At 47.6% G+C, this 20553-nt stretch carries 11 protein-coding genes; 10 read left to right on the top strand and 1 reads right to left on the bottom strand.

The features are described from left to right. Positions 1-536: 536 nt before the first annotated feature. The 10 genes from malQ (at position 537) to HQQ92_RS13470 (ending at position 19399) form a co-directional block, all read left to right on the top strand. The gene (gene malQ, locus HQQ92_RS13510) at positions 537-2963 is read left to right on the top strand and encodes a 4-alpha-glucanotransferase (protein ID WP_173246019.1); all 2427 of its coding nucleotides are present in this window, start codon (positions 537-539) and stop codon (positions 2961-2963) included. 128 nt (positions 2964-3091) lie between these two features. Then, positions 3092-5326 (top strand): 1,4-alpha-glucan branching protein GlgB, encoded by a 2235-nt coding sequence (glgB, locus tag HQQ92_RS13505; RefSeq protein WP_173246015.1) that lies wholly within the window; start codon positions 3092-3094, stop codon positions 5324-5326. Between the two features lies 1 nt (position 5327). Continuing rightward, entirely contained in the window at positions 5328-7544 is a 2217-nt protein-coding gene (gene glgX, locus HQQ92_RS13500) for a glycogen debranching protein GlgX (RefSeq protein WP_173246012.1), read from the top strand. After that, complete coding sequence (locus HQQ92_RS13495) at positions 7537-10071, top strand: glycogen/starch/alpha-glucan phosphorylase (RefSeq protein WP_173246009.1); 2535 nt, start codon at positions 7537-7539, stop codon at positions 10069-10071. Before glgX ends, HQQ92_RS13495 begins: the two co-directional genes overlap by 8 nt. Positions 10072-10139: 68 nt before the next feature. Continuing rightward, positions 10140-10271, top strand: a complete 132-nt coding sequence (locus HQQ92_RS23875; protein ID WP_263145093.1) for a hypothetical protein — start codon at positions 10140-10142, stop codon at positions 10269-10271. After that, positions 10264-11526, top strand: coding sequence for a glucose-1-phosphate adenylyltransferase (glgC, locus tag HQQ92_RS13490; protein ID WP_006085131.1), 1263 nt, complete (start codon positions 10264-10266; stop codon positions 11524-11526). The genes HQQ92_RS23875 and glgC overlap by 8 nt, the downstream gene beginning before the upstream one ends. Positions 11527-11708: 182 nt before the next feature. Then, complete coding sequence (locus HQQ92_RS13485) at positions 11709-13328, top strand: glycogen synthase (RefSeq protein ID WP_173246007.1); 1620 nt, start codon at positions 11709-11711, stop codon at positions 13326-13328. A gap of 128 nt (positions 13329-13456) precedes the next feature. Next, a complete protein-coding gene (locus HQQ92_RS13480) occupies positions 13457-16504 on the top strand; it encodes an EAL domain-containing protein (RefSeq protein WP_105249783.1) in 3048 nt (1015 codons plus the stop codon). A gap of 129 nt (positions 16505-16633) precedes the next feature. Further along, positions 16634-18052, top strand: a complete 1419-nt coding sequence (locus HQQ92_RS13475; RefSeq protein ID WP_131522993.1) for a DEAD/DEAH box helicase — start codon at positions 16634-16636, stop codon at positions 18050-18052. A gap of 240 nt (positions 18053-18292) precedes the next feature. Next, positions 18293-19399, top strand: coding sequence for a GTP-binding protein (locus HQQ92_RS13470; RefSeq protein ID WP_173246005.1), 1107 nt, complete (start codon positions 18293-18295; stop codon positions 19397-19399). Between the two features lie 78 nt (positions 19400-19477). On the opposite strand, the gene HQQ92_RS13465 is transcribed toward HQQ92_RS13470, so the two are convergent. Further along, the gene (locus HQQ92_RS13465; protein ID WP_168823321.1) at positions 19478-20239 is read right to left on the bottom strand and encodes an ABC transporter substrate-binding protein; all 762 of its coding nucleotides are present in this window, start codon (positions 20237-20239) and stop codon (positions 19478-19480) included. Between the last annotated feature and the right edge of the window lie 314 nt (positions 20240-20553).

The following is a 20553-nucleotide window of genomic DNA, read 5'->3' as shown; positions in this document are numbered from 1 at the left end:
GTGTTTTTGCTTTAGCATTCCATGGGAGCGAGCCACTGGCGTATATGCGAGGGCATATCAGGTTCCATGAATTTAATGTTGTTATTATGTTTCTATGCTGTAGCGAAACGAGATGTTGACAGAGGAGAGATAGGCTGTTCAAGTTATAAAACGCAATTGATACAAAGTGTTGCACTGATGTCTGTGGTTAATATGTCACCTGACGTATTTGTTAGTATTAGTCTGAACGCAATGACATAAAAATGACTTACGCTTGTCATGTTATTTCTATCCCTTTGCTCTTTACTTATTGCATGCTTGAGGAGCCATGCTTGCCCTCTTGCTGAACGCATGCCCCAATTTAGTGCATTCCACTCTTTATATCCTGATAGCTACTGAGCGCTAACTTAACTGAGTGCTTCTAGTAAGTTACTGATTTTTTGAAAAAGTTTTTTGTTATTTCTCTGAAATATTTATGTCATCTTCTTGTTACTTTTCGTTGGCATGGTTACTGTATATCTAAAGCTATGGATGAGCGGTCGCGGGGGCGACAAAATATGGGGCTGGAAAAGTTGCTGTATTTGCGGGGAGTTGGAGCAGAATTTACTGATTGTTTTGGCCAAAATATCCATATTTCCGAGGTAGACAGGCAAGGTATCTTGGCCTGTATGTTACAGGAAAAAAACAGCGTGGCAGGGACTGCCATTGATGCTTCTGCTACAGAAGCGTTATCGAGTGATGCTGGGCAGACCTGTGTCGATGCGGTATTGACCGAAGCATTGATCGCGTCGCAAATTGACTTGCTGGATGCCCGTCCTTGGACTCAGGTTCTACCTGAATTCCATTGGTGTTTTGTGGATGAACCTTGGATAAGCCTTTGTTTACCGGAAACCTATACCTCAGATCTGAGTGTGGCGATTGAATGCGAACAGGGTGAGTCCATCGTATTTGATGTGCCTTTCTCGGCGCTTAAGTCCATTGGCGATTACCGCATTGAACAAACGCTTTATCTACACTATCGCCTTGATCTTACGCAACTGGGATTCGCACGCCTTGATTTAGCTGAGGCCAAGACCCAAGCTTTCCCTGACAACTTAATGCCCGCCGAGACTGAAGCGGTGAATTTAGCGTCCTATTTCCTGAGCAGCCAAGAGTTCACTAACAACCCTGCATTTACAAAAAACCAAGACTCATTTGCGCAAGTAGCAGACAAAAATGCGAGTGATTTCTCTGTGTTAGGTTTGGGCTTTCATCGCATAGCCTTAAGCTTAAAACATGCCCTATCGACAAGTGCACAAGCGGCAAGCTCTGCGCTAGAGGACTGTGTGACGGCAGAGGCTGATACTCGTACTTTGTTCTCTGGCACCTTAATGGTGGCGCCGCGGGCCGCTTATCAAGGCGTACTCACGGCTGTCGCCCAAGGTAAACGCCATAAACCTTGGGGGATCAGCGTTCAACTCTACAGTTTGCGCAGCGAGAGCCAATGGGGCATTGGCGATTTTGGTGATTTAGAACAACTGATCGGGCTGGTGGCGGCGCAAGGCGCGGATTTTATTCAACTCAATCCCTTGCATGCCCTCGATATCGCAGCGCCAGAGCATCCGAGTCCTTATAGTCCGTGCGATCGCCGCAGACTTAATCCTCTTTATATTCAATTACAAAGCGTTCCTGAATACCAAGTTCTTGCCACTGAATTTTCAAGCGCTTCTTGGGTAGAGGCTATCGCCTTACTGAATCGTGATAATTGGCTCGATTATCCTAAAGTGAGCGAGCTGAAATACCGTGCCTTTGAGCAGTTATATCGCGTTTTTTGTGATACGCATCTGGCGAACGACACGCCCAGAGCGCAAAGATTCCATGAGTTTGTGCGTGAGCAGGGCAGTGCGCTACAAGAGTTTGCTCAAGCGGAATATTTGCGTAGTCCTAAAGCGTTTGTGCAAGAGGAAGGTTTCTATCTTTACCTGCAATTTGTGGCTGAAAAGCAGTTACACCTCTGTCAGCTAAAAGCTAAAGAGGTGGGGATGGGGCTGGGATTGATCCGTGATTTGGCCGTCGGTGCAGCGCTGCAGGGCAGTGAAGTACAGGCTAATGCCGAGCAGTTTTGTTTGAATGCCAGCATAGGTGCACCGCCCGATCCCTTTGCACCCCAAGGACAAAATTGGGGCTTAACGCCACTCGATCCTGTGAAGTTAAAACAACATAATTTCAGCCATTTTATCGCCTTGATCCGCGCCAATATGGAAAGCTGTGGCGCCTTGCGTATCGATCATGTGATGGGCTTACTGCGACTCTGGTGGTGGCCGCTGGATAAGCAACTCGGTCATGGTGCCTATGTGTATTATCCCGTCGAAACCTTGCTTGCCATCGTTTGCCTTGAGAGCCAACGTGCTCGCTGTGTGGTGATTGGCGAAGATTTAGGACTGGTGCCACCTGACATTATTCATCGTCTCTACACTTCTGGCATTTATTCCAACGAGTTGTTCTATTTCTGCAAAGACCATCAAGGCTTTAAATCACCGGATCAATATAAGTCCCAAAGCTTAATGATGCTGGCGAACCACGATGTGCCGACTTTAGTGGCTTGGTGGTGTGGCAGCGATTTACACCTGCGTCGACAGTTATCCCTGTTTGAAACTGACGAGCAGCTAGGCGAGGCGCTCGCGGGGCGTGAACATGAAAAGCAGCAACTCATTTCACTGTTAGTCGCTCAAGGTCTGTTAGCCGATGTGACGATAGCCGAACTCGATATTCAAACCTTACTCACGGCTTGGATGACCTTAGGAGCTCGCGGCAATAGTGCGCTATACAGCGTGCAACTGTGCGATTTATTAGCCGATCGCCATGCGGTGAACATTCCCGGTACTTGGCTCGAATATCCAAATTGGCAGCGTCGCCTGCCGCTGAATTTAACGCAAGTGTCGACTTCGCCAGAGATACTGCAGCGATTACAAAATATCGCTGTGGCGAGACAGCTACCGAGCTAAATCTAGCACCAGCGAAAGGCTGCCTAAGTCGCACCACATTATGCCATCCCTAAAGATGAGATTATTAGGGGGGATGTGGGTAAAGAGTGCCAATTTGCAAGTTTAATTGACTGATAAACGGAAGAAAAATGATGACTCAAGCCAATGCCTATTTCTACGATGGTGCCGACGTCGCCCTACTTAATGGTCAATACACTGATGTTTTTTCGCTCTTGGGTATGCACAGTGCCAACGAGGGTAAGGCATTAATTGTTCGTTGTTTTTTACGCAATGCCCTCAGTGTAGATGTGATCAGCATTAAAGATGGCCGCAAAGTAGCGAGTCTGGACAAAGTCAACGAGCAGGGACTGTTCGCCGGCACTCTGGGACGACGCGTCAAGCCGTTTCTCTACTTGCTACGGGTGGAATATCCCCTGTGTCAGTTAGATATAGTCGACCCTTATCAGTTTGATTCCCTGCTCAATAGTGACGATATTTACCTGTTTGGTGAAGGCAGCGCCGAGCGCGCCTATGAATTTTTGGGGGCCAACTGGCGTCAAACCCAAGGCGTCGAAGGTGTGCATTTTTGTGTGTGGGCACCCAATGCTAAGCGGGTTTCAGTGGTGGGAGATTTTAACCATTGGGACGATACTCGCCATGTGATGCGCCAACATATTGCCAATGGTTTATGGGAGCTATTTTTACCCAATGTGGCTGAAGGTGCACACTATAAGTTTGATTTGGTTTATCAAAATGGTGAGCGCCATACTAAATCCGATCCTATGGCAACCCAAATGGAATGCGCGCCCCACAATGCTTCTATCGTGCCCCAAAAAGCTCACCATAGCTGGAATGATACCGCTTGGATGAGTAAGCGAGCGGCGACTGCTTGGCATAAAGCGCCCATGTCGGCCTACGAAGTGCACTTAGGTTCGTGGCGTCGTAAGGGAGAGCAAGGCGAGCAATATCTTGATTATCAAGACTTGATTGAACAGCTTATTCCCTATGTGAAGGAGCAAGGCTTTACCCACATCGAACTGATGCCGATCAGCGAGTTTCCCTTTGATGGTTCGTGGGGATATCAGCCTGTGGGTCTCTATGCGCCGACCCACAGATTTGGCGATGCCAATGGGTTAAAGGCCTTTGTGGATGCCTGCCATCAGGCGGGGCTTGGTATTATCCTCGATTGGGTGTCGGCGCATTTCCCTAAGGATCCCCACGGCTTAGTGCGTTTCGATGGCACATGTCTGTATGAGCATGAAGATCCTCGCAAGGGCACACATCCCGATTGGGATACCTTAATTTATAACTATGATCGCGGTGAAGTGCGCAGTTTCTTGTTGAGTAATGCCTGTTACTGGCTGCGGGAATTTCACTTTGATGGCCTGCGTCTCGATGCCGTGTCTTCTATGTTGTATCTCGATTACAGCCGCGAGCCGGGCCAATGGCTGCCTAATGCCTATGGTGGACGGGAGAATCTCGAGGCCATCAGTTTCTTACAAATTTTGAATCAACGCTTGTACCAAGCTTTCCCCGGCATTTGCATGATTGCCGAAGAGTCCACCGCTTTTGCGGGGGTGACTAAGCCGACGGATCAGCAAGGTCTCGGCTTTGGCTTTAAATGGAATATGGGCTGGATGAACGACAGCTTAAGCTACTTAGGCCGTGATCCGCTTTACCGCCAATTCCACCATCATCAATTGACCTTCAGTTTAATGTACGCCTATACCGAGCAATTTATGTTGTCCGTGAGTCACGATGAAGTGGTCCACGGCAAGGGCTCGTTGCTGCATAAAATTCCCGGTGATGATTGGCAGAAATTTGCAACTCTGCGTGCTTATTATGGTTTTATGTGGGGGCATCCAGGTAAGAAATTACTCTTTATGGGCTGCGAGTTTGGTCAGCGAAATGAGTGGAACCATAACCAGAGTTTAGATTGGCACTTATTGGCTTACGAGCCGCACCAAGGCGTCCAGCGTTGGCTTAAAGATCTCAATCACTTATATCAAAAAATGCCAGCCTTATCGGTTCAGGATTACGAGGGCGCAGGATTTAGTTGGCTAGATTGTGAGAATAGCCGCGACAGCATCTTTACCTTTGTGCGTTACGGTTTAGCAGGTGATGCGCCGTTAGTGTTTGTCATCAACATGACGCCTCAATTGCACACTGGGTTCCGTATTGGTTTGCCTTTGGCGGGGGATTACCGCGAATATCTTAATAGCGATAGCCAGATTTATGGTGGCAGTAATCAAGGTAATGCGGGCACTGTGGTTGCTGAGCCGCTGTCGTGGCAAGGAATGGCGCAGAGCGCGCTGATCACTGTGCCACCCTTGGGTTGCCTAGTGATAGGGCCTGCGTTAACCGGATTGGCTGAGGCGAACTAGCATGCAAAAGCCCACGGCTGATGATATTAAGCTCAACCCTGACGCTAAAAAACACCCATTTCAAAGCGAAAAATGGGCGTTAGGGGTAGGTGAGCCTTTTCCGCTCGGTGCTAATGTTGAGGGCGATGGCGTCAATTTTGCGTTATTTTCAGCTAACGCCACAGCGGTTGAGTTATGTTTATTTGATGACAATGGCGAGCAAGAAGTCGCGCGTATTGCGTTAACTGAACAAACCCAGCAAATCTGGCATGTGTTTGTGCAAGGGCTTAAGGCGGGGCAACTCTACGGTTATCGCGTTTATGGCTCCTATGAGCCTCAGCTTGGTCACAGATTTAACCCCAATAAATTATTGCTCGACCCCTATGCGCGCCAGCTCGTCGGTGAATATTGCGACCATGAGTCTAACTATGGTTACGAGCTGAACCACATGGATGAAGACTTATCTTTCAGCAAGTTAGATAACGCTGCCTATGTGCCAAAATGCAAGGTCGTGGACATTCGTCCATTAATCGAGATAGCTGCCAAGCAGTCGATTCAGCCCCTTGCGACGAGGTTTCAGCCCAAACCTCTAGAGCGCAGTATCATTTATGAGATGCATGTTAAAGGCTTTACGGCGGTGCATCCTGAGATTGAACCCCATAAACGTGCCACCTTTGCGGGCTTAGCGACTCAGCCGGCTATCGATTATTTGGCCGAACTTGGGGTGACGTGTGTCGAGTTACTTCCTGTACAGGCCTTTTTCACTGAGCCATTTTTGCTCGAGAAAAAGCTCACTAACTATTGGGGTTACAACAGTATCGGTTTTTTTGCCCCTGAGCCGAGTTATCTATCATCCGACAACATTGGTGAGTTTCGGGCCATGGTGGATGCACTTCACGGCGCAGGTATCGAAGTGATCCTCGATGTGGTCTATAACCACAGCGCCGAGGGGAGTCGACTTGGGCCGACCTTTAGTTTTCGTGGCATAGATAATCTCAGTTATTACCGTCTGCATCCGAATGATAAGCGTTTTTATATTAATGATACGGGTTGCGGAAACACCTTAAATATCAATCATCCACGTATGTTACAGCTCGTACTAGATTCGCTGCGTTATTGGGTAGAAATCATGGGCGTCGATGGGTTTCGCTTCGACTTGGCGGCTTGCTTAGGTCGCGAAGCCTATGGTTTTGATCCCGGCTCAGGTTTCTTCGATGCGCTGTTGCAAGACCCTGTTTTGTGCCGAGTGAAATTAATTGCTGAGCCTTGGGATATTGGCCCTGGCGGTTATCAATTGGGCAATTTCCCCGTGGCTTTTAGTGAATGGAACGACAGATATAGAGACACTATGCGCCGCTTTTGGCGCGGCGATCACAGCATGTTGCCCGAATTTGCTCGGCGTTTTCACGGCTCGGGGGATTTTTTTGAGCACAGTGGCCGTCCACCTGCGACCAGTCTTAATTTTTTAACCAGTCACGACGGTTTTACCCTTAAAGACTTAGTGAGTTATACCCAGCGCCATAACTTGGCAAATGGGGAGGATAACCGCGATGGTCACCAAGAAAACTTCAGCCATCATTATGGGATTGAAGGGGAAACCGAAGATAGCTCAATTCTAGAACTTCGCAGTCGTCAACAACGTAACTTATTGACTACGCTATTTTTATCTCAAGGTGTGCCTATGTTGTTGAGCGGTGATGAGACAGGCCGCACTCAGCAAGGCAACAATAATGCCTATTGCCAAGACAATGAACTGAACTGGTTTGATTGGTCGGCAAAGGGCATGGACACTGAGCTGTTGGCCTTTACTCAACAGCTTATTGCCCTGCGGAAACGTTTCCCGCTGTTATGTGCTAAGCGCTTCATTCACGAACAGTTATTGGCTGAATCCTTAGCCGATATTGGTACTCGATTAGATTGGTTTAGTCGCCAAGGTGAACAAATGACCAAGAGCTTGTGGACCGAATCTATGTGCCGCAGTTTGTCTGTGGTGCTTTCCGGTGATTTAGAAGATCAAGGCAAGCAGCAAGCTTTGCTGTTGATGGTTAATGCCGACGACAATCCTCTCGCTTTTACCCTGCCGACTTTCGAGCACTTGAGTCCGTGGCAATGCCTTATTCATACCCAAACTGAGCCGCTGGATGTTCAGATCTCTGCGACGCGATACTTACTGCAAGATCGTAGTCTCATGCTTTTTCATGCTGATTTTATAGGAAATGAAGGAATTAACTATGAGTGACAAAAGCGAGCTGAGCCCCAATACCAGCGAAAAACCAGTAACACTAGCTCAGTCAAAAGCAGCGAGCAAGAAGGCGCCCGCTAAGCGTCAGACTAAGTCTAAAGCCGCTGAGCCTTGTGAACCCTGCGATGCTTTGCCCGCTTCCTTTGAGCGCCATTTACGTTATGGACTCAGCCGTGGCGAAGGCGTGAGCTGCGAATTATTTCAAGCGTTAGCTTACAGCGTGAAAGAACAGATGCTAGATAATTGGCGTCAGACTCGAGTGGATGACAGCCATTTTAAGCGCAAGCAAGTGGCGTATTTATCCCTTGAATTTTTGATGGGCCGTGCACTAGGTAATGCACTACTGAGTTTAGATTTGCAACAAGATAGCCGTGATGCCTTGAGCAACTATGCGGTATCGTTAGAAGAGTTAGAAGAGGCCGAACATGATGCCGGTTTAGGCAACGGCGGCCTAGGTCGATTAGCCGCGTGTTTCCTCGATAGCTGCGCCAGCATGGACTTATCAGTGACAGGCTATGGCATACGTTACGAATATGGCATGTTCGCCCAGAAGATAGTCGACGGTTACCAAGTTGAACGCCCTGACCGTTGGTTGCGCGAAGGTAATCCGTGGGAAGTGCGTGTCCCTACCCACAACGTAATAGTGCCATTTTTTGGTCATACCGAATCCTATGTCGATAAACAAGGCCGTAGGCACATTATTTGGGTTGAAACCCAAGATGTGCTCGCCGTCGCCTATGACATGCCAGTTCCTGGTTATCGCAATGGACGGGTGAATACCCTGAGATTGTGGAAGGCTGAAGCGACCGATGATTTTGATTTAGCTGAGTTTAACCAAGGCGACTACACGGAAGCCGTGGCCCGTAAAAACTTGGCCGAGCAGATCACTATGGTGCTCTACCCAAATGATGCGAGCGAGAACGGCAAAGAGCTGCGATTACGTCAGCAATACTTTTTATCCTCCTCTAGCTTGCAGGATTTACTCAAACGTTGGGTGAGTCGTCATGGTCATGATTTTACGCAGTTTGCCGCTAAAAATGTCATGCAGTTGAATGACACTCACCCTAGCATTGCCGTGCCTGAGTTGATGCGATTATTGATCGACGAATACGGTTTGGAATGGGACAGTGCGTGGGCGATTACCAGCCAGACCATGGCTTACACTAACCATACCCTGTTGCCTGAAGCACTAGAGCGTTGGCCCGTGCGTATGATGGCGCAAATGTTGCCACGCATCTTAGAAATCATTTATGAAATCAACGCCCGTTACTTAGATATTGTCGCCCACCATTGGCCAGGAAATAGTGAGAAATTGGCGAGTATGTCAATTATTCAAGATGGCCCACATCCCTATGTACGTATGGCGTATTTGGCGATTGTGGCGAGTTTCTCGGTCAACGGTGTCGCGGGTTTACATACGCAACTACTCAAATCTGGGTTGTTTAAGGATTTCTATGAGTTGTGGCCGCATAAGTTTAATAACCGCACTAATGGTGTGACGCCAAGACGTTGGCTTGCCCATTGTAACCCTGCCTTAGCTAAGTTACTGACCGCCCATTTAGGTCAAGAATGGGTGACAGACTTAAGCCAGTTAACGGCGCTCAATGCTCTCACACAGGACAATGCGTTTATCCAAAAATGGCGTGATGTGAAGCAAGCCAACAAGGCTTTGCTGGCTAAGATGATTGTTAAGGAATGTGGGGTTGAGTTCGATCCGGCTATGCTGTTTGACGTGCAAGTGAAGCGTATTCACGAATATAAACGTCAGTTACTCAATATCTTGCATGTGATCCATCTCTATCACCAGATCCAGCAAGGCCACACCGAAAACATGGTGCCACGTTGTGTATTGATCGGCGGTAAAGCGGCGCCCGGTTACTTTATGGCTAAGTTGATCATCAAGCTCGCCAGCAATGTTGCTCATATGGTCAATTCCGATCCTATGGTGACGCCTTACCTACGCTTTGCTTTCTTACCAAACTACAACGTCAGCGCCATGGAAAAAATCTGTCCGGGGACTGATTTGTCCGAGCAAATTTCAACCGCGGGCAAAGAGGCATCGGGCACGGGCAATATGAAGTTCATGATGAACGGCGCCCTGACAATCGGCACTATGGATGGCGCCAATATCGAGATGTTAGAGGAAGTGGGCTCTGAGAACTTCTTCCTGTTTGGACTCAATGCGGAGCAGGTCTCGCAGGTACGTAACCATTATCATCCGCGCAGCATTATTGACGATTCACCGGCGTTATCTGAGGTGATGAAGTTACTCAAAAGTGGTCACTTCAATCTGCTTGAGCCGGGGATTTTCGATCCCATTATTGCCGCCATCGAAAGCAGCGACGATCAATGGATGACGGCCGCCGACTTTGACAGTTACCGAGTCGTGCAAGAAGCCGTGGCGCGGGCCTATAAAGATCCGCAGGTGTGGACGCAGATGAGTATTCGCAATACCGCCGCCAGTGGACGTTTTTCGAGTGATGTGACGATCGCGGGTTATCGCGATGAAATTTGGAAACTGTAAGGGCTGGGCTCTGGGTTATAAGTCTCTTGTTATAGCGGATGAGTATAAGCGTTAAGTGTTTGAAAGGAATGCAGCAATCAATGGAAGGAATGGGGAATGCAAGTGAGAAATACTCAGGGGAGTACGGCAGTGTCTGCCGTATCGATAAGCCATTTATGGGCAATCAGTTTGCCGATTTCGGAGTAAGAGCCTATGTCTAATGTTCGTTATATCAGTAATTTAACTCGTGAAACCTATGCGTTGATTTTAGCTGGTGGGCGCGGGTCTCGCTTGCATGAACTCACGGATTGGCGTGCTAAACCTGCACTGTATTTCGGTGGTAAGTTTCGTATTATCGATTTCCCGCTGTCTAACTGCATCAACTCAGGTATTCGCCGCGTGGGTGTGGTCACACAGTACAAGTCGCATTCCTTGATCCGCCATGTGATGCGCGGTTGGGGCCATTTTAAGAAGGAGCTCGGCGAGTCGGTGGAGATTTTACCCGCTTCACAACGCTATTCGGAAAACTGGTACCAAGGCACGGCCGATGCGGTATTTCAAAATATCGATATCATTCGCCACGAGCTGCCTAAATACGTGATGGTGTTGTCTGGCGATCACGTGTATCGCATGGATTATGCTGGGTTATTAGCCGCCCATGCCGAGTCGGGTGCAGATATGACAGTCTCTTGCCTTGAAGTGCCTATCGCCGAAGCGGCGGGTTCGTTTGGGGTGATGGAAGTCGATGAAGAGATGCGCATTTTAGGCTTTGAAGAAAAGCCGCTGCAACCTAAGCATTCTCCGGGTAATCCTGAAATGTGTTTAGCATCTATGGGCAACTATGTGTTTAACACAGAGTTTTTGTTTGACCAGCTCAAGAAAGATGCCTTAAATGAAAGCTCAGATCGCGATTTTGGTAAGGATATTATTCCTGCAATCATCGAAAAACATAATGTGTTCGCCTATCCCTTTAAGAGCGCTTTCCCGAACGAGCAAGCCTATTGGCGCGATGTGGGTACGCTAGACTCTTTCTGGCAAGCGAATATGGAACTGTTATCGCCTACGCCAGCACTGAATTTGTACGATGCGAAATGGCCAATTTGGACTTTCCAAGAACAATTACCACCCGCTAAATTTGTGTTTGATGACGATGACAGACGCGGTATGGCGCTGGACTCGATTGTTTCGGGCGGTTGTATTATTTCGGGGGCGACAGTGCGCCGTAGCGTATTGTTTAACGAGGTACGCGTTTGTTCTTATTCGTTGGTTGAAGATTCGGTAGTGCTACCCGATGTAGTCGTGCTGCGCCATTGCAAAATCAAGAATGCGATACTTGACCGTGGCTGCATTATTCCCGAAGGCATGGTGATAGGTTATAACCATGATCACGACAGAGCTAAAGGCTTTAGGGTGTCGGAAAAAGGCGTCACCTTAGTGACCCGTGACATGCTAGGTTTACCTGTGGGTTATGAATAGCGGTTGCAATTCATCCTTTGAGTCGAGAAGCATAACGAGTACAAACGGCTTAGAAACGGGCTTAAGCACAAGCTTTAAGTACGGGCATTAAGCTAAGTGCAAGATTAAGCTCTTAGATTTAGCGCTTAGGTTTAGGCAGCTCAACAAGTCGCTGAAATGAAGTAGCGGGAGTATCCAATTAATTGAAACAACGCATTTTAATGGTCGCGGCTGAAAACGGTGTCCTTGCGGGCGCCAAGGTTGGCGGTATGGCGGATGTGATCCGTGATTTACCCGCCGCTCTGGCGGGTGTTGATTTGTGCGCCGATGTGATCATGCCAAGCTATGGCTTTTTGACTGCGGTAGCGAATCAACCCCAAGATCTGGGTGAGTTAACTGTGGCCTTTGGTGGTCGATTGGAGCGGGTGCATTTGTTTTCCATGCCCCATCCCCATGTGCCAGAGGCGATGATTTATTTGCTCGAACATGCATTATGGCAATCCGTACCTGGGCAGATTTATAGCCAAGGCAGTGCCGAGCGTCCTTTCGCCGACGATGCGACTAAGTTTGCTTTCCTTTGCGCGAGCGTCGCGACAGCATTAGTTACTGGCCGAGTGCCTATGCCGACTGTGCTGCATTTACATGACTGGCATGCGGGCTGCTTAGCCATGTTAAGAGCATTCGTGCCTGAGTTCAGTGTTCTCAAAAAAATTGAGTGTGTGTTCTCTATCCACAATCTTGCGCTGCAGGGGATACGTCCCTTAAGCCAAGACTCATCCTCCTTTGCGGCTTGGTTTCCCGAGCTGTTTGCCACTTTGACGCAGGGGCAAAAACAGTTAATTACTGATCCCCGTTATCCTTACTGTGTTAACCCTATGCGCATGGGCATAGTGCTGAGCGACAAAGTGCATTTAGTCTCACCCAGTTATGCCAAGGAAGTGTTGCAGCCCTCCAGACCCGAAGCGGGATTTTTTGGTGGTGAAGGGTTAGAGCAAGACTTACAGGCCAAGGCCAATGACGGCAAAGTGGTGGGGATTTTAAATGGCTGTGTGTACTCAGCCGCAACCGATGTAAACCCTAAGCCAAAGGCGCGTATTCAAGTACCCGAGTTCAAGCAACTGCTGAGTGCGGTTGAAACTGCGTTAGTGCAATGGCAGGGGCATCAAACGCAAGTGAGTGGCGTGGACATGATTGCTTTTGCCCGCACCCAAGCCCATTGGCGTCAAGCGATGGCGGAGCAAGTACCGAGTCTGTTATTGACTTCGGTGGGCCGTTTGACCGATCAAAAAGTCTTACTGCTGCGCCATCAATTGCCCTCGGGTTTATCTGTGCTTGAGACCTTACTTAAAGCATTGAAGCAAACAAAACCGACGGCGCTGCTGATTTTACTCGGCAGTGGCGATGCATCGATTGCTAAGTCTTTCCAAGCGTTAGGGGCTAAATACGATAACCTATTATTTTTGCAGGGATACAACGAGGCGTTATCCGAAGCGCTGTATCAGTATGGCGATCTGTTTTTGATGCCAAGTTCCTTTGAGCCCTGTGGCATCAGTCAAATGTTGGCCATGCGCGCGGGACAGCCATGTTTAGTGCATAGTGTAGGCGGTTTAAAGGATACCGTTGAGGATGGCGTTAATGGTTTTGCTTTTAACGGCAATAGCTTAAATGAGCAGGCCGAAGCGTTTCTGCAAAGGTTGACGCAAGCCATTGCTTGTTTCGAGGGGAAAACATGGCCACAAGTGCGTGCTGCGGCCATGGCACAGCGTTTTGACTGGCATTCTATTGCAGAGCAATATCGTCAACAACTCTATTGCAAAATGTAATGTGGTAAGTCCAAAGTGTGATGCGGCAAAGGGAATTAACGCATGATTTCTAAGTGATTCTGCTACACTTGTGGGGGAATGTTAAAATGGTATCAAGCCCCCTCATTTTTGGAGTCGCTCTCTGAGTTATGGATAAAGGTATTCTCTTTCCGTTAGTACAAAATGCGGCTTTATTGCTGGCGTTGGTCTTTTTGTACGACGTGATTCCTAAAAAGCATCAGCGGCAGTATTTTTTACTGTGGCGCATCATTATTGGGATGCTCATCGGTGGTATTGGTATCACTATTATGAGTACGCCTTGGGTATATTTGCCTGGCGTTTTCTTTGATACCCGTTCAGTTATTCTCTGTATTTCTGGTCTATTTTTCGGTGGTTTACCGACCTTAGTGGCTGTCGTGATGACGGCGCTGTATCGCATCAGTATCGGTGGCGCTGGTATATGGATTGGCGTCGGCGTGATAGTGTCATCCGGTTTAATCGGGGTGATCTGGCGTCAATATCGTAAGTCTCTGTTAGCCAATATTTCAGGTGGAGAAATTTTTCTCTTTGCCTATACCGTTCATATCGTGATGTTGTTGTGGTTCTTATTTCTACCCGATGGCATAGCAATGCCATTACTCGCCAAAGTGACCCTCCCAGTATTGACCATTTTCCCGATTGCGACTTGGCTATTGAGCCGCTTGTTATCGCGACGTTTTGAATTAGAGCGTGATGAACAAATTCGTCTGCAGGATGATTTTCTTTTTAGGAGCCAATTCAACGCGGGCAATATTGGTATTGCAATAACGGGGATAGATCAAAAGTGGATAAAGGTGAATCCACGGTTATGTCAAATGCTCAAGTATTCAGAAGCTGAATTGCTACGGATGACGTGGGCACAAATTACCCATCCCGATGATTTAGAAGCGGATGCCCTGAAATTTGAGCTTATGCTGCGGGGGGATATCGATAATTACGAGATGGATAAACGTTTTATCGTTAAAGACGGCAGCGTGGTTTACACCCATATGACAGTCGCCTGTAAGCGCGGTGGTAATAATGCCGTGTTGCTTGTTATTGCTGGATATTTAGATATCACCTCACAGGCCATTGCTGACCAAGAGGTGCTCGCTAGCCGTGAACAACTCGAACTGGTGTTGAGTAGTAGCGATCTTGGGGTGTGGGATTGGGATATTCGTAATGATCGTATCGAACGTAACGCCCGCAGCGCCGATATTCTTGGCTGCGATGTTGATATGCTCAACGCTAATAGTCGCCAATGGATGGATGCGATAGTCGCCGAAGACAGGCCTAAAGTGCTGCATTCGATTGAGGCCCATATTCGTGGCGAAACGGCGCAACATAAGATGGAGTACCGCTTAAATACCGTAAACCGTAAGGTGCGGTGGATCCTTGATACAGGTAAAGTCGTGAGCAGAGATGCAAACAACAATGCTCTGCGTATGTGTGGAACCTATACCGATATTACCGACGCAAAACTTATCGAAGAATCCTTAAAGTTGTCGGCACTGGTTTACGATAACAGCTCTGAAGCCATGAGTGTCCTCGATGAAAAGGGCGTGATTATTACCGTCAATGCCGCCTTTAGTGTGATGACGGGTTATCGCGAATTTGAAGTGCGGGACCAACATATTCGGCTGCTTTATTGTGACCTCAATGGCCGCGATTTTTACACCAAAATGAATAATGATATCCGCGAGAAAGGCCAATGGCAGGGGGAAATGTGGCAGCGGCGCAAAAATGGCGAAGAATATGTCATCTGGTTAACCATCAATACCATTAATGACAAAGAAGGCCATCCCTATCGACGTGTTGCCCTGTTCTCAGACATTACCGATAAGAAGCAAAATGAGCATCTGATTTGGAAACAAGCCAACTACGATACGCTGACGGGGTTGCCCAATCGGCGCATGTTGTTGGAGTATTTAAGCAGCGAAGTGAAAAATGCCGACCGCAATCGCAACCACTTTGCTTTATTGTTCTTGGACTTAGATTTCTTTAAAGAAGTGAATGACACCTTAGGCCATGCCATGGGCGATTTACTGCTGATAGAAACCGCGAGTCGTTTGAAATCCTGTGTGCGTGATGCCGACGTCGTGGCGCGTCTTGGCGGCGATGAATTTACTGTGGTGTTAAGTTCGATGGAAGACCATAAGGGGATTGAGCGCGTCGCCGAGAATATTTTGCGACGAATTGCCGAACCCTATGTGTTAGGGGAAGAAACCGCTTATATCAGCGTCAGTATTGGGATTACTTTATATCCCGATGATTCGACCAGTATTGAAGGGCTTCTCAAGCATGCGGATCAGGCTATGTATGCGGCGAAAGATCAAGGGCGTAATCGCTTCAACTATTTCACTCCATCGATGCAGGAATACGCCAAATACCGCATGCGCTTGATCCAAGACTTACGTCAAGCGGTCGTGAATAAAGAATTTGAACTGCATTATCAGCCGATTGTTGCCTTAGCAACGGGTGAAGTGACCAAGGCTGAAGCCTTGATCCGCTGGCATCATGCAGAGCGTGGTGCTGTGTCGCCTGCTGAGTTTATTCCTGTGGCGGAGGATACTGGCTTGATTGTTGAAATCGGCAATTGGGTGTTCGAGCAAGCCGCTCGCCAGAGTGCGGCGTGGCGTCATGAATTAGGGGTTGAAATCCAAATCAGCGTCAATAAATCCCCAATCCAATTTCGTGATGAAGGCACGCTGCTCAATGATTGGTTGAAGTTATTGCAAGATCTTAATATTACAGGCGCGGGCGTGTGCGTTGAAATTACCGAAGGCCTGTTATTGGATGCCAGTATGGGCGTGACCGAAAAACTACTGGCCTACCGCGATGCGGGTGTGCAAGTGTCGCTGGACGATTTTGGTACTGGCTATTCGTCACTTGCCTATTTGAAAAAGTTTGATATCGATTATCTTAAAATTGATCAATCTTTTACCCGCCATATTGATACCGATTCAAACGATCAAATTCTCTGTGAGGCGATTATCGTGATGGCCCACAAGTTGGGAATGAAGGTGATTGCCGAAGGTGTCGAAACCGATGCGCAGTGCCAAGTGTTGTTGGCTGCAGGCTGTGACTACGGCCAAGGTTACTTGTTCTCAAGACCTGTGCCTGCGGGTGAATTTAGCCGAAAATACTTACAGGATCCGCTTTTAGTCTCCCATGTCTGAGGAGATATTAACTTAGTGGCGATAATTGCCTATAAAAACGCCGCGGATTTTGCTAGACTCCGCGGCCCCGCGTTGGGGCATTGAGTATCACCTCGCATCAAAGTTTTACTACTTAGCTAAAGAGTCCCTATGAAATTTGAAACACTCGGTTTATCTTCTCCTATTTTGAATGCGATAACTGAGTGTGGCTATCAGCAACTCACTCAAGTGCAAGAGAAAGTGATCCCGCTTGCCTTTGAAGGCAAAGACATTATGGCCTGCGCCCAAACGGGTACAGGTAAGACGGCTTCCTTTGCTCTGCCTGTACTTGAAAAGTTGGCGGCCGAGTCTTTAACAAGCGACAGCAATGATAAACCGATTTTACGCGCGTTGGTGATGACGCCAACTCGCGAACTTGCGATTCAAGTCTGCGAAAATATCCAAAAATACAGCCAGTTCCTACCACTGAAAACCTTGGCTGTTTACGGCGGTGCTAACATGAATCCCCAGCGTAAAGGGGTAGAGCAGGGCGTTGATATTTTGGTGGCAACTCCTGGTCGTTTATTCGACATTATTGGCCAATTCCAGTTAGATTTGTCGAGCGTGACCACATTAGTGATCGACGAAGCCGACCGCATGTTAGACATGGGTTTTGTGCGCGACATTGAAAAAGTGAAACGCTTAATTGCGCCGCAGCATCAAACCATGTTGTTTTCAGCCACATATAGCGATGCTGTCAAACAACTCGCCGAGAAAATGCTGAATGAACCTCAGTGGGTGAATGTTGCTGACACGACTACCGCATCCACAGTTGTGCAGGAAGTCTATCGCGTTGATAAACGTCGTAAAGCCGAGCTGTTGTCAGAGCTCGTTGGCCGTAATAATTGGCGCCAAGTGCTGGTGTTTGCCAGCACGAAAGAAAGCGCCGAGCATTTATTACAAGAATTAAAGCTGGATGGCATAGCCGCTGGTGTATTCCACGGCGATAAAACACAAGGCGCCCGTAATCGGGTGTTGGAAGAGTTTAAAGCCGGTAAATTGCGGGTGCTGGTGGCGACCGATGTGGCCGCTCGTGGTTTAGACATTCATGCCTTGCCTATGGTGATCAACCTTGAATTACCTTTCCTCGCCGAAGACTATATCCATCGTATTGGTCGTACTGGCCGAGCAGGATTAACGGGTCGCGCGATTTCGTTTGTTTCACCTTCTGACGATGAAATGCTCGCTGAAATTGAAGCCTTGATTGAGCAGAAACTGCCCGTGTCGGTACAACCGGGTTATGAAGAAGGCACGCCTTTGCCTGCCCGTTACCGTGATGCGCCCGCGGCACCGATTAAGCCGATTGGAAAGTGGAGCCATAAGGCGCCGCAGGATCGTACTATTGGTCAGTCTCGTCAGGGTAAGTACGCTAAAGGTAAAGCGCAGGATAGCAAAACCAGTGCCGATAAATCCTCTAGCCGTGCTAAGCCAGCTTCTGGCTCAGGTAAGCCGTTTAATGCAACTAAACCTAAGTCGAATTTGGTGAGCAATAAGTCAGGTTTTGGCTCTCGCACCAATAAGTCAAAATAGGCTAAGTCAAAATAAGTTAAGCCCAACAATCAAGGCTAATAAGTGCAAAGTGCCTATTAGCTTAGCCGTCTAAAGGTTACCTAGTTTGTTGATTTGACTGTTGAATAGTCAGTTGCATATTTTGCTACATAGCCTGTCGCTATTCTAAAAGCGCATCCTCACCGATGCGCTTTTTGTTGAGCTTCAAAGCCAATACTTCTACACTCGAGCGCCAAGCTTTTTATTCGAGCGAGTTTCCTTATGATTATCAAAGCGATTCCCACCAATATCATTACAGGTTTTTTAGGTGTAGGTAAAACCTCTCTGATTAAGCAATTGTTGGCGACTAAACCCGCGGATGAAATTTGGGCAGTGCTGGTCAATGAATTTGGTGAGGTCGGCATTGATGCTGGGTTACTTAATTCCTCCGATAACGGCATACAAATTCGTGAGGTTGCGGGTGGCTGTATGTGCTGCGCAGCAGGCGTACCGACACAAGTGGCCATCAATCAGTTGATTGCGAAAGCGAAACCTGACCGCTTATTGATTGAACCGACTGGGCTTGGGCATCCTAATGAAATCATTAAAGTATTGAGTGCGCCCCATTATCAGAATGTGATTTCACTGCGTAGCACCCTATGTTTGGTGGACGCGCGTAAGATCCACGATCCTCGCTATCGCGAACATGCAAATTTTATCCAACAGTTGCAAGTGGCCGATGTGATCATCGCAACTAAGTCTGACTTGTATGATGCTGAAAATACTAAGTTACTCTATGAATTGCAGACTTATTTAAGCCATATTGAACGTACTGATATTCCTGTAGTGAGCCACTCTAATCAACAGCCTTTACCTAGCGCTTTACTGGACTATCTTAACCAACCAAGGCGCGTGTCACTCAATATAAATGGGCATGCTAGCGCGGGCCTAAAGCTGGGTAGTCTACCGACGACTGCCCCAAGCTTGTTTCGTGCTGGTGGTTCTCGCTTGAGTGAGTTGAGCCTCTTTGCCGAAGGTGCAATCGAAGCCGCACTTGATTTTGATGATCGCGGTATAGTGCGAAAGCAGAATCAAGGTGAAGGTTGTTTTAGCTGCGGCTGGGTATTTGAACCGAGCCAAGAGTTTGATTTTGATAAATTAATGGATTTTATTCAGCGGCAAGCTCTGTCATCCAACGTTGGGCAAGTGTTGCTTAGATTAAAGGCTGTGATGATCACTACTGATGGAATTGCGGGATTTAACTGGATTGACCATGAGTTTACTGTAGTTGAACTCGATGACACCTTAGATTCCAGGCTAGAAATGATTACGATGGACGACGTCAATTGGGACGAGATTGAGCAGCAGTTGATTGCTTGTCTTAGCTAACAGAATTCCCCATCACTCTTTATTACAGGTGTGAGTATCGCCAAGAGGGTCAGATTTAACGGGAATAATAAGGTTGGATCAGTAAGGCAAGGTCACGCGGTATTTTTGGCCGAGTGTTGTGAGTGTGCCATTTTGGATCATCTCCTCGAAGAAGCTGTCAAAACGAGTTCTTAGCGGATCAAATTTAGCTTGTTTCGGAAAAGCCATAAAGCCGTCTCGCACATCGATTATCGGCATGATTGGCGTAATTGCTTTAGGGATTTTGATTTGGGCGAGCACAGCATTTGTATTGCGACTATTGGTGGCGAGTAAATCTAAATCACCCCGCGAAAGCCGTTCTATGCCACTTTTAATATCGACAAATTCATTGATATTTAATGATTTAGTTTGTTCAGTAAACCTTGTGCCATAACTCCAGCCCTGCATTTTTCCAATCCGTTGCGTTTTGATACTGGCATAGTCGCCATTCCACACTATTTCATTGTCTGCCCGAGCATAAAACACCATATCATCGCGGTAAAATGCCTTCGCCGCAAAAACCAAGTTGGCATTACGCTCTGGGGTATCGTAGGGACCAATAAGAATATCCGCTTGGCCACGTTCAACCATAGAGATAGCGCGGCGCCATGGGGTAATTTGATAGTGAATGTTCACACTTTGCTGCTGGGCGAAGCGATTCAAAATATCGACACCTAAGCCTGTATATTCTCCATTGGCTTGTAGTTCAAAAATTTGGCTGAAACTCGAACCCACTGCGAGCAGGTCTTTGGCCTGTGCAGTCAAGCAAAGGCTGCTGAGCGCCAAAAGGACGACTTGTGCAAAGCCTTTGCTGAGTATCATGGCATTCCTTGTGTGGTTTGAATGCGGGAGGTTAGAACACTGTCTCTCGTAAAAGCGGCGATATCGTTATGCAATTCACTAGGGTTAAGGTTAGCAAATTTTACCCAGATTTGATTGCACGTTAACATTTTAATGTTTTGAAATAAATGGAAGATTAATCGTAAGGGCATTAAGCCGTTGATCTTCAATCGATACGTCATCCTATCCCTCAGTCAGCTTAGTTACGCTTATAAGGTTTCAGTTTGTATCATTCACTGATGGGGTGGAGAAATGTATTTTCCTTATGCGTTTAAATCAGTTAAGGCCGAATAAAG

This window comes from Shewanella sp. DC2-4 (assembly GCF_013248875.1).
Classification (GTDB): domain Bacteria; phylum Pseudomonadota; class Gammaproteobacteria; order Enterobacterales; family Shewanellaceae; genus Shewanella; species Shewanella oncorhynchi.
This window is presented reverse-complemented; position numbering and strand designations above follow the sequence as displayed.

What these genes read in the sequence shown, in the direction of transcription:
- malQ (WP_173246019.1), top strand. Translation starts at nt 537, where the DNA reads ATGGGGCTGGAAAAGTTGCTGTATTTGCGGGGAGTTGGAGCAGAATTT.
- glgB (WP_173246015.1), top strand. Translation starts at nt 3,092, where the DNA reads ATGATGACTCAAGCCAATGCCTATTTCTACGATGGTGCCGACGTCGCC.
- glgX (WP_173246012.1), top strand. Translation starts at nt 5,328, where the DNA reads ATGCAAAAGCCCACGGCTGATGATATTAAGCTCAACCCTGACGCTAAA.
- HQQ92_RS13495 (WP_173246009.1), top strand. Translation starts at nt 7,537, where the DNA reads ATGAGTGACAAAAGCGAGCTGAGCCCCAATACCAGCGAAAAACCAGTA.
- HQQ92_RS23875 (WP_263145093.1), top strand. Translation starts at nt 10,140, where the DNA reads ATGCAGCAATCAATGGAAGGAATGGGGAATGCAAGTGAGAAATACTCA.
- glgC (WP_006085131.1), top strand. Translation starts at nt 10,264, where the DNA reads ATGTCTAATGTTCGTTATATCAGTAATTTAACTCGTGAAACCTATGCG.
- HQQ92_RS13480 (WP_105249783.1), top strand. Translation starts at nt 13,457, where the DNA reads ATGGATAAAGGTATTCTCTTTCCGTTAGTACAAAATGCGGCTTTATTG.
- HQQ92_RS13475 (WP_131522993.1), top strand. Translation starts at nt 16,634, where the DNA reads ATGAAATTTGAAACACTCGGTTTATCTTCTCCTATTTTGAATGCGATA.
- HQQ92_RS13470 (WP_173246005.1), top strand. Translation starts at nt 18,293, where the DNA reads ATGATTATCAAAGCGATTCCCACCAATATCATTACAGGTTTTTTAGGT.
- HQQ92_RS13465 (WP_168823321.1), bottom strand. Translation starts at nt 20,239, where the DNA reads ATGATACTCAGCAAAGGCTTTGCACAAGTCGTCCTTTTGGCGCTCAGC.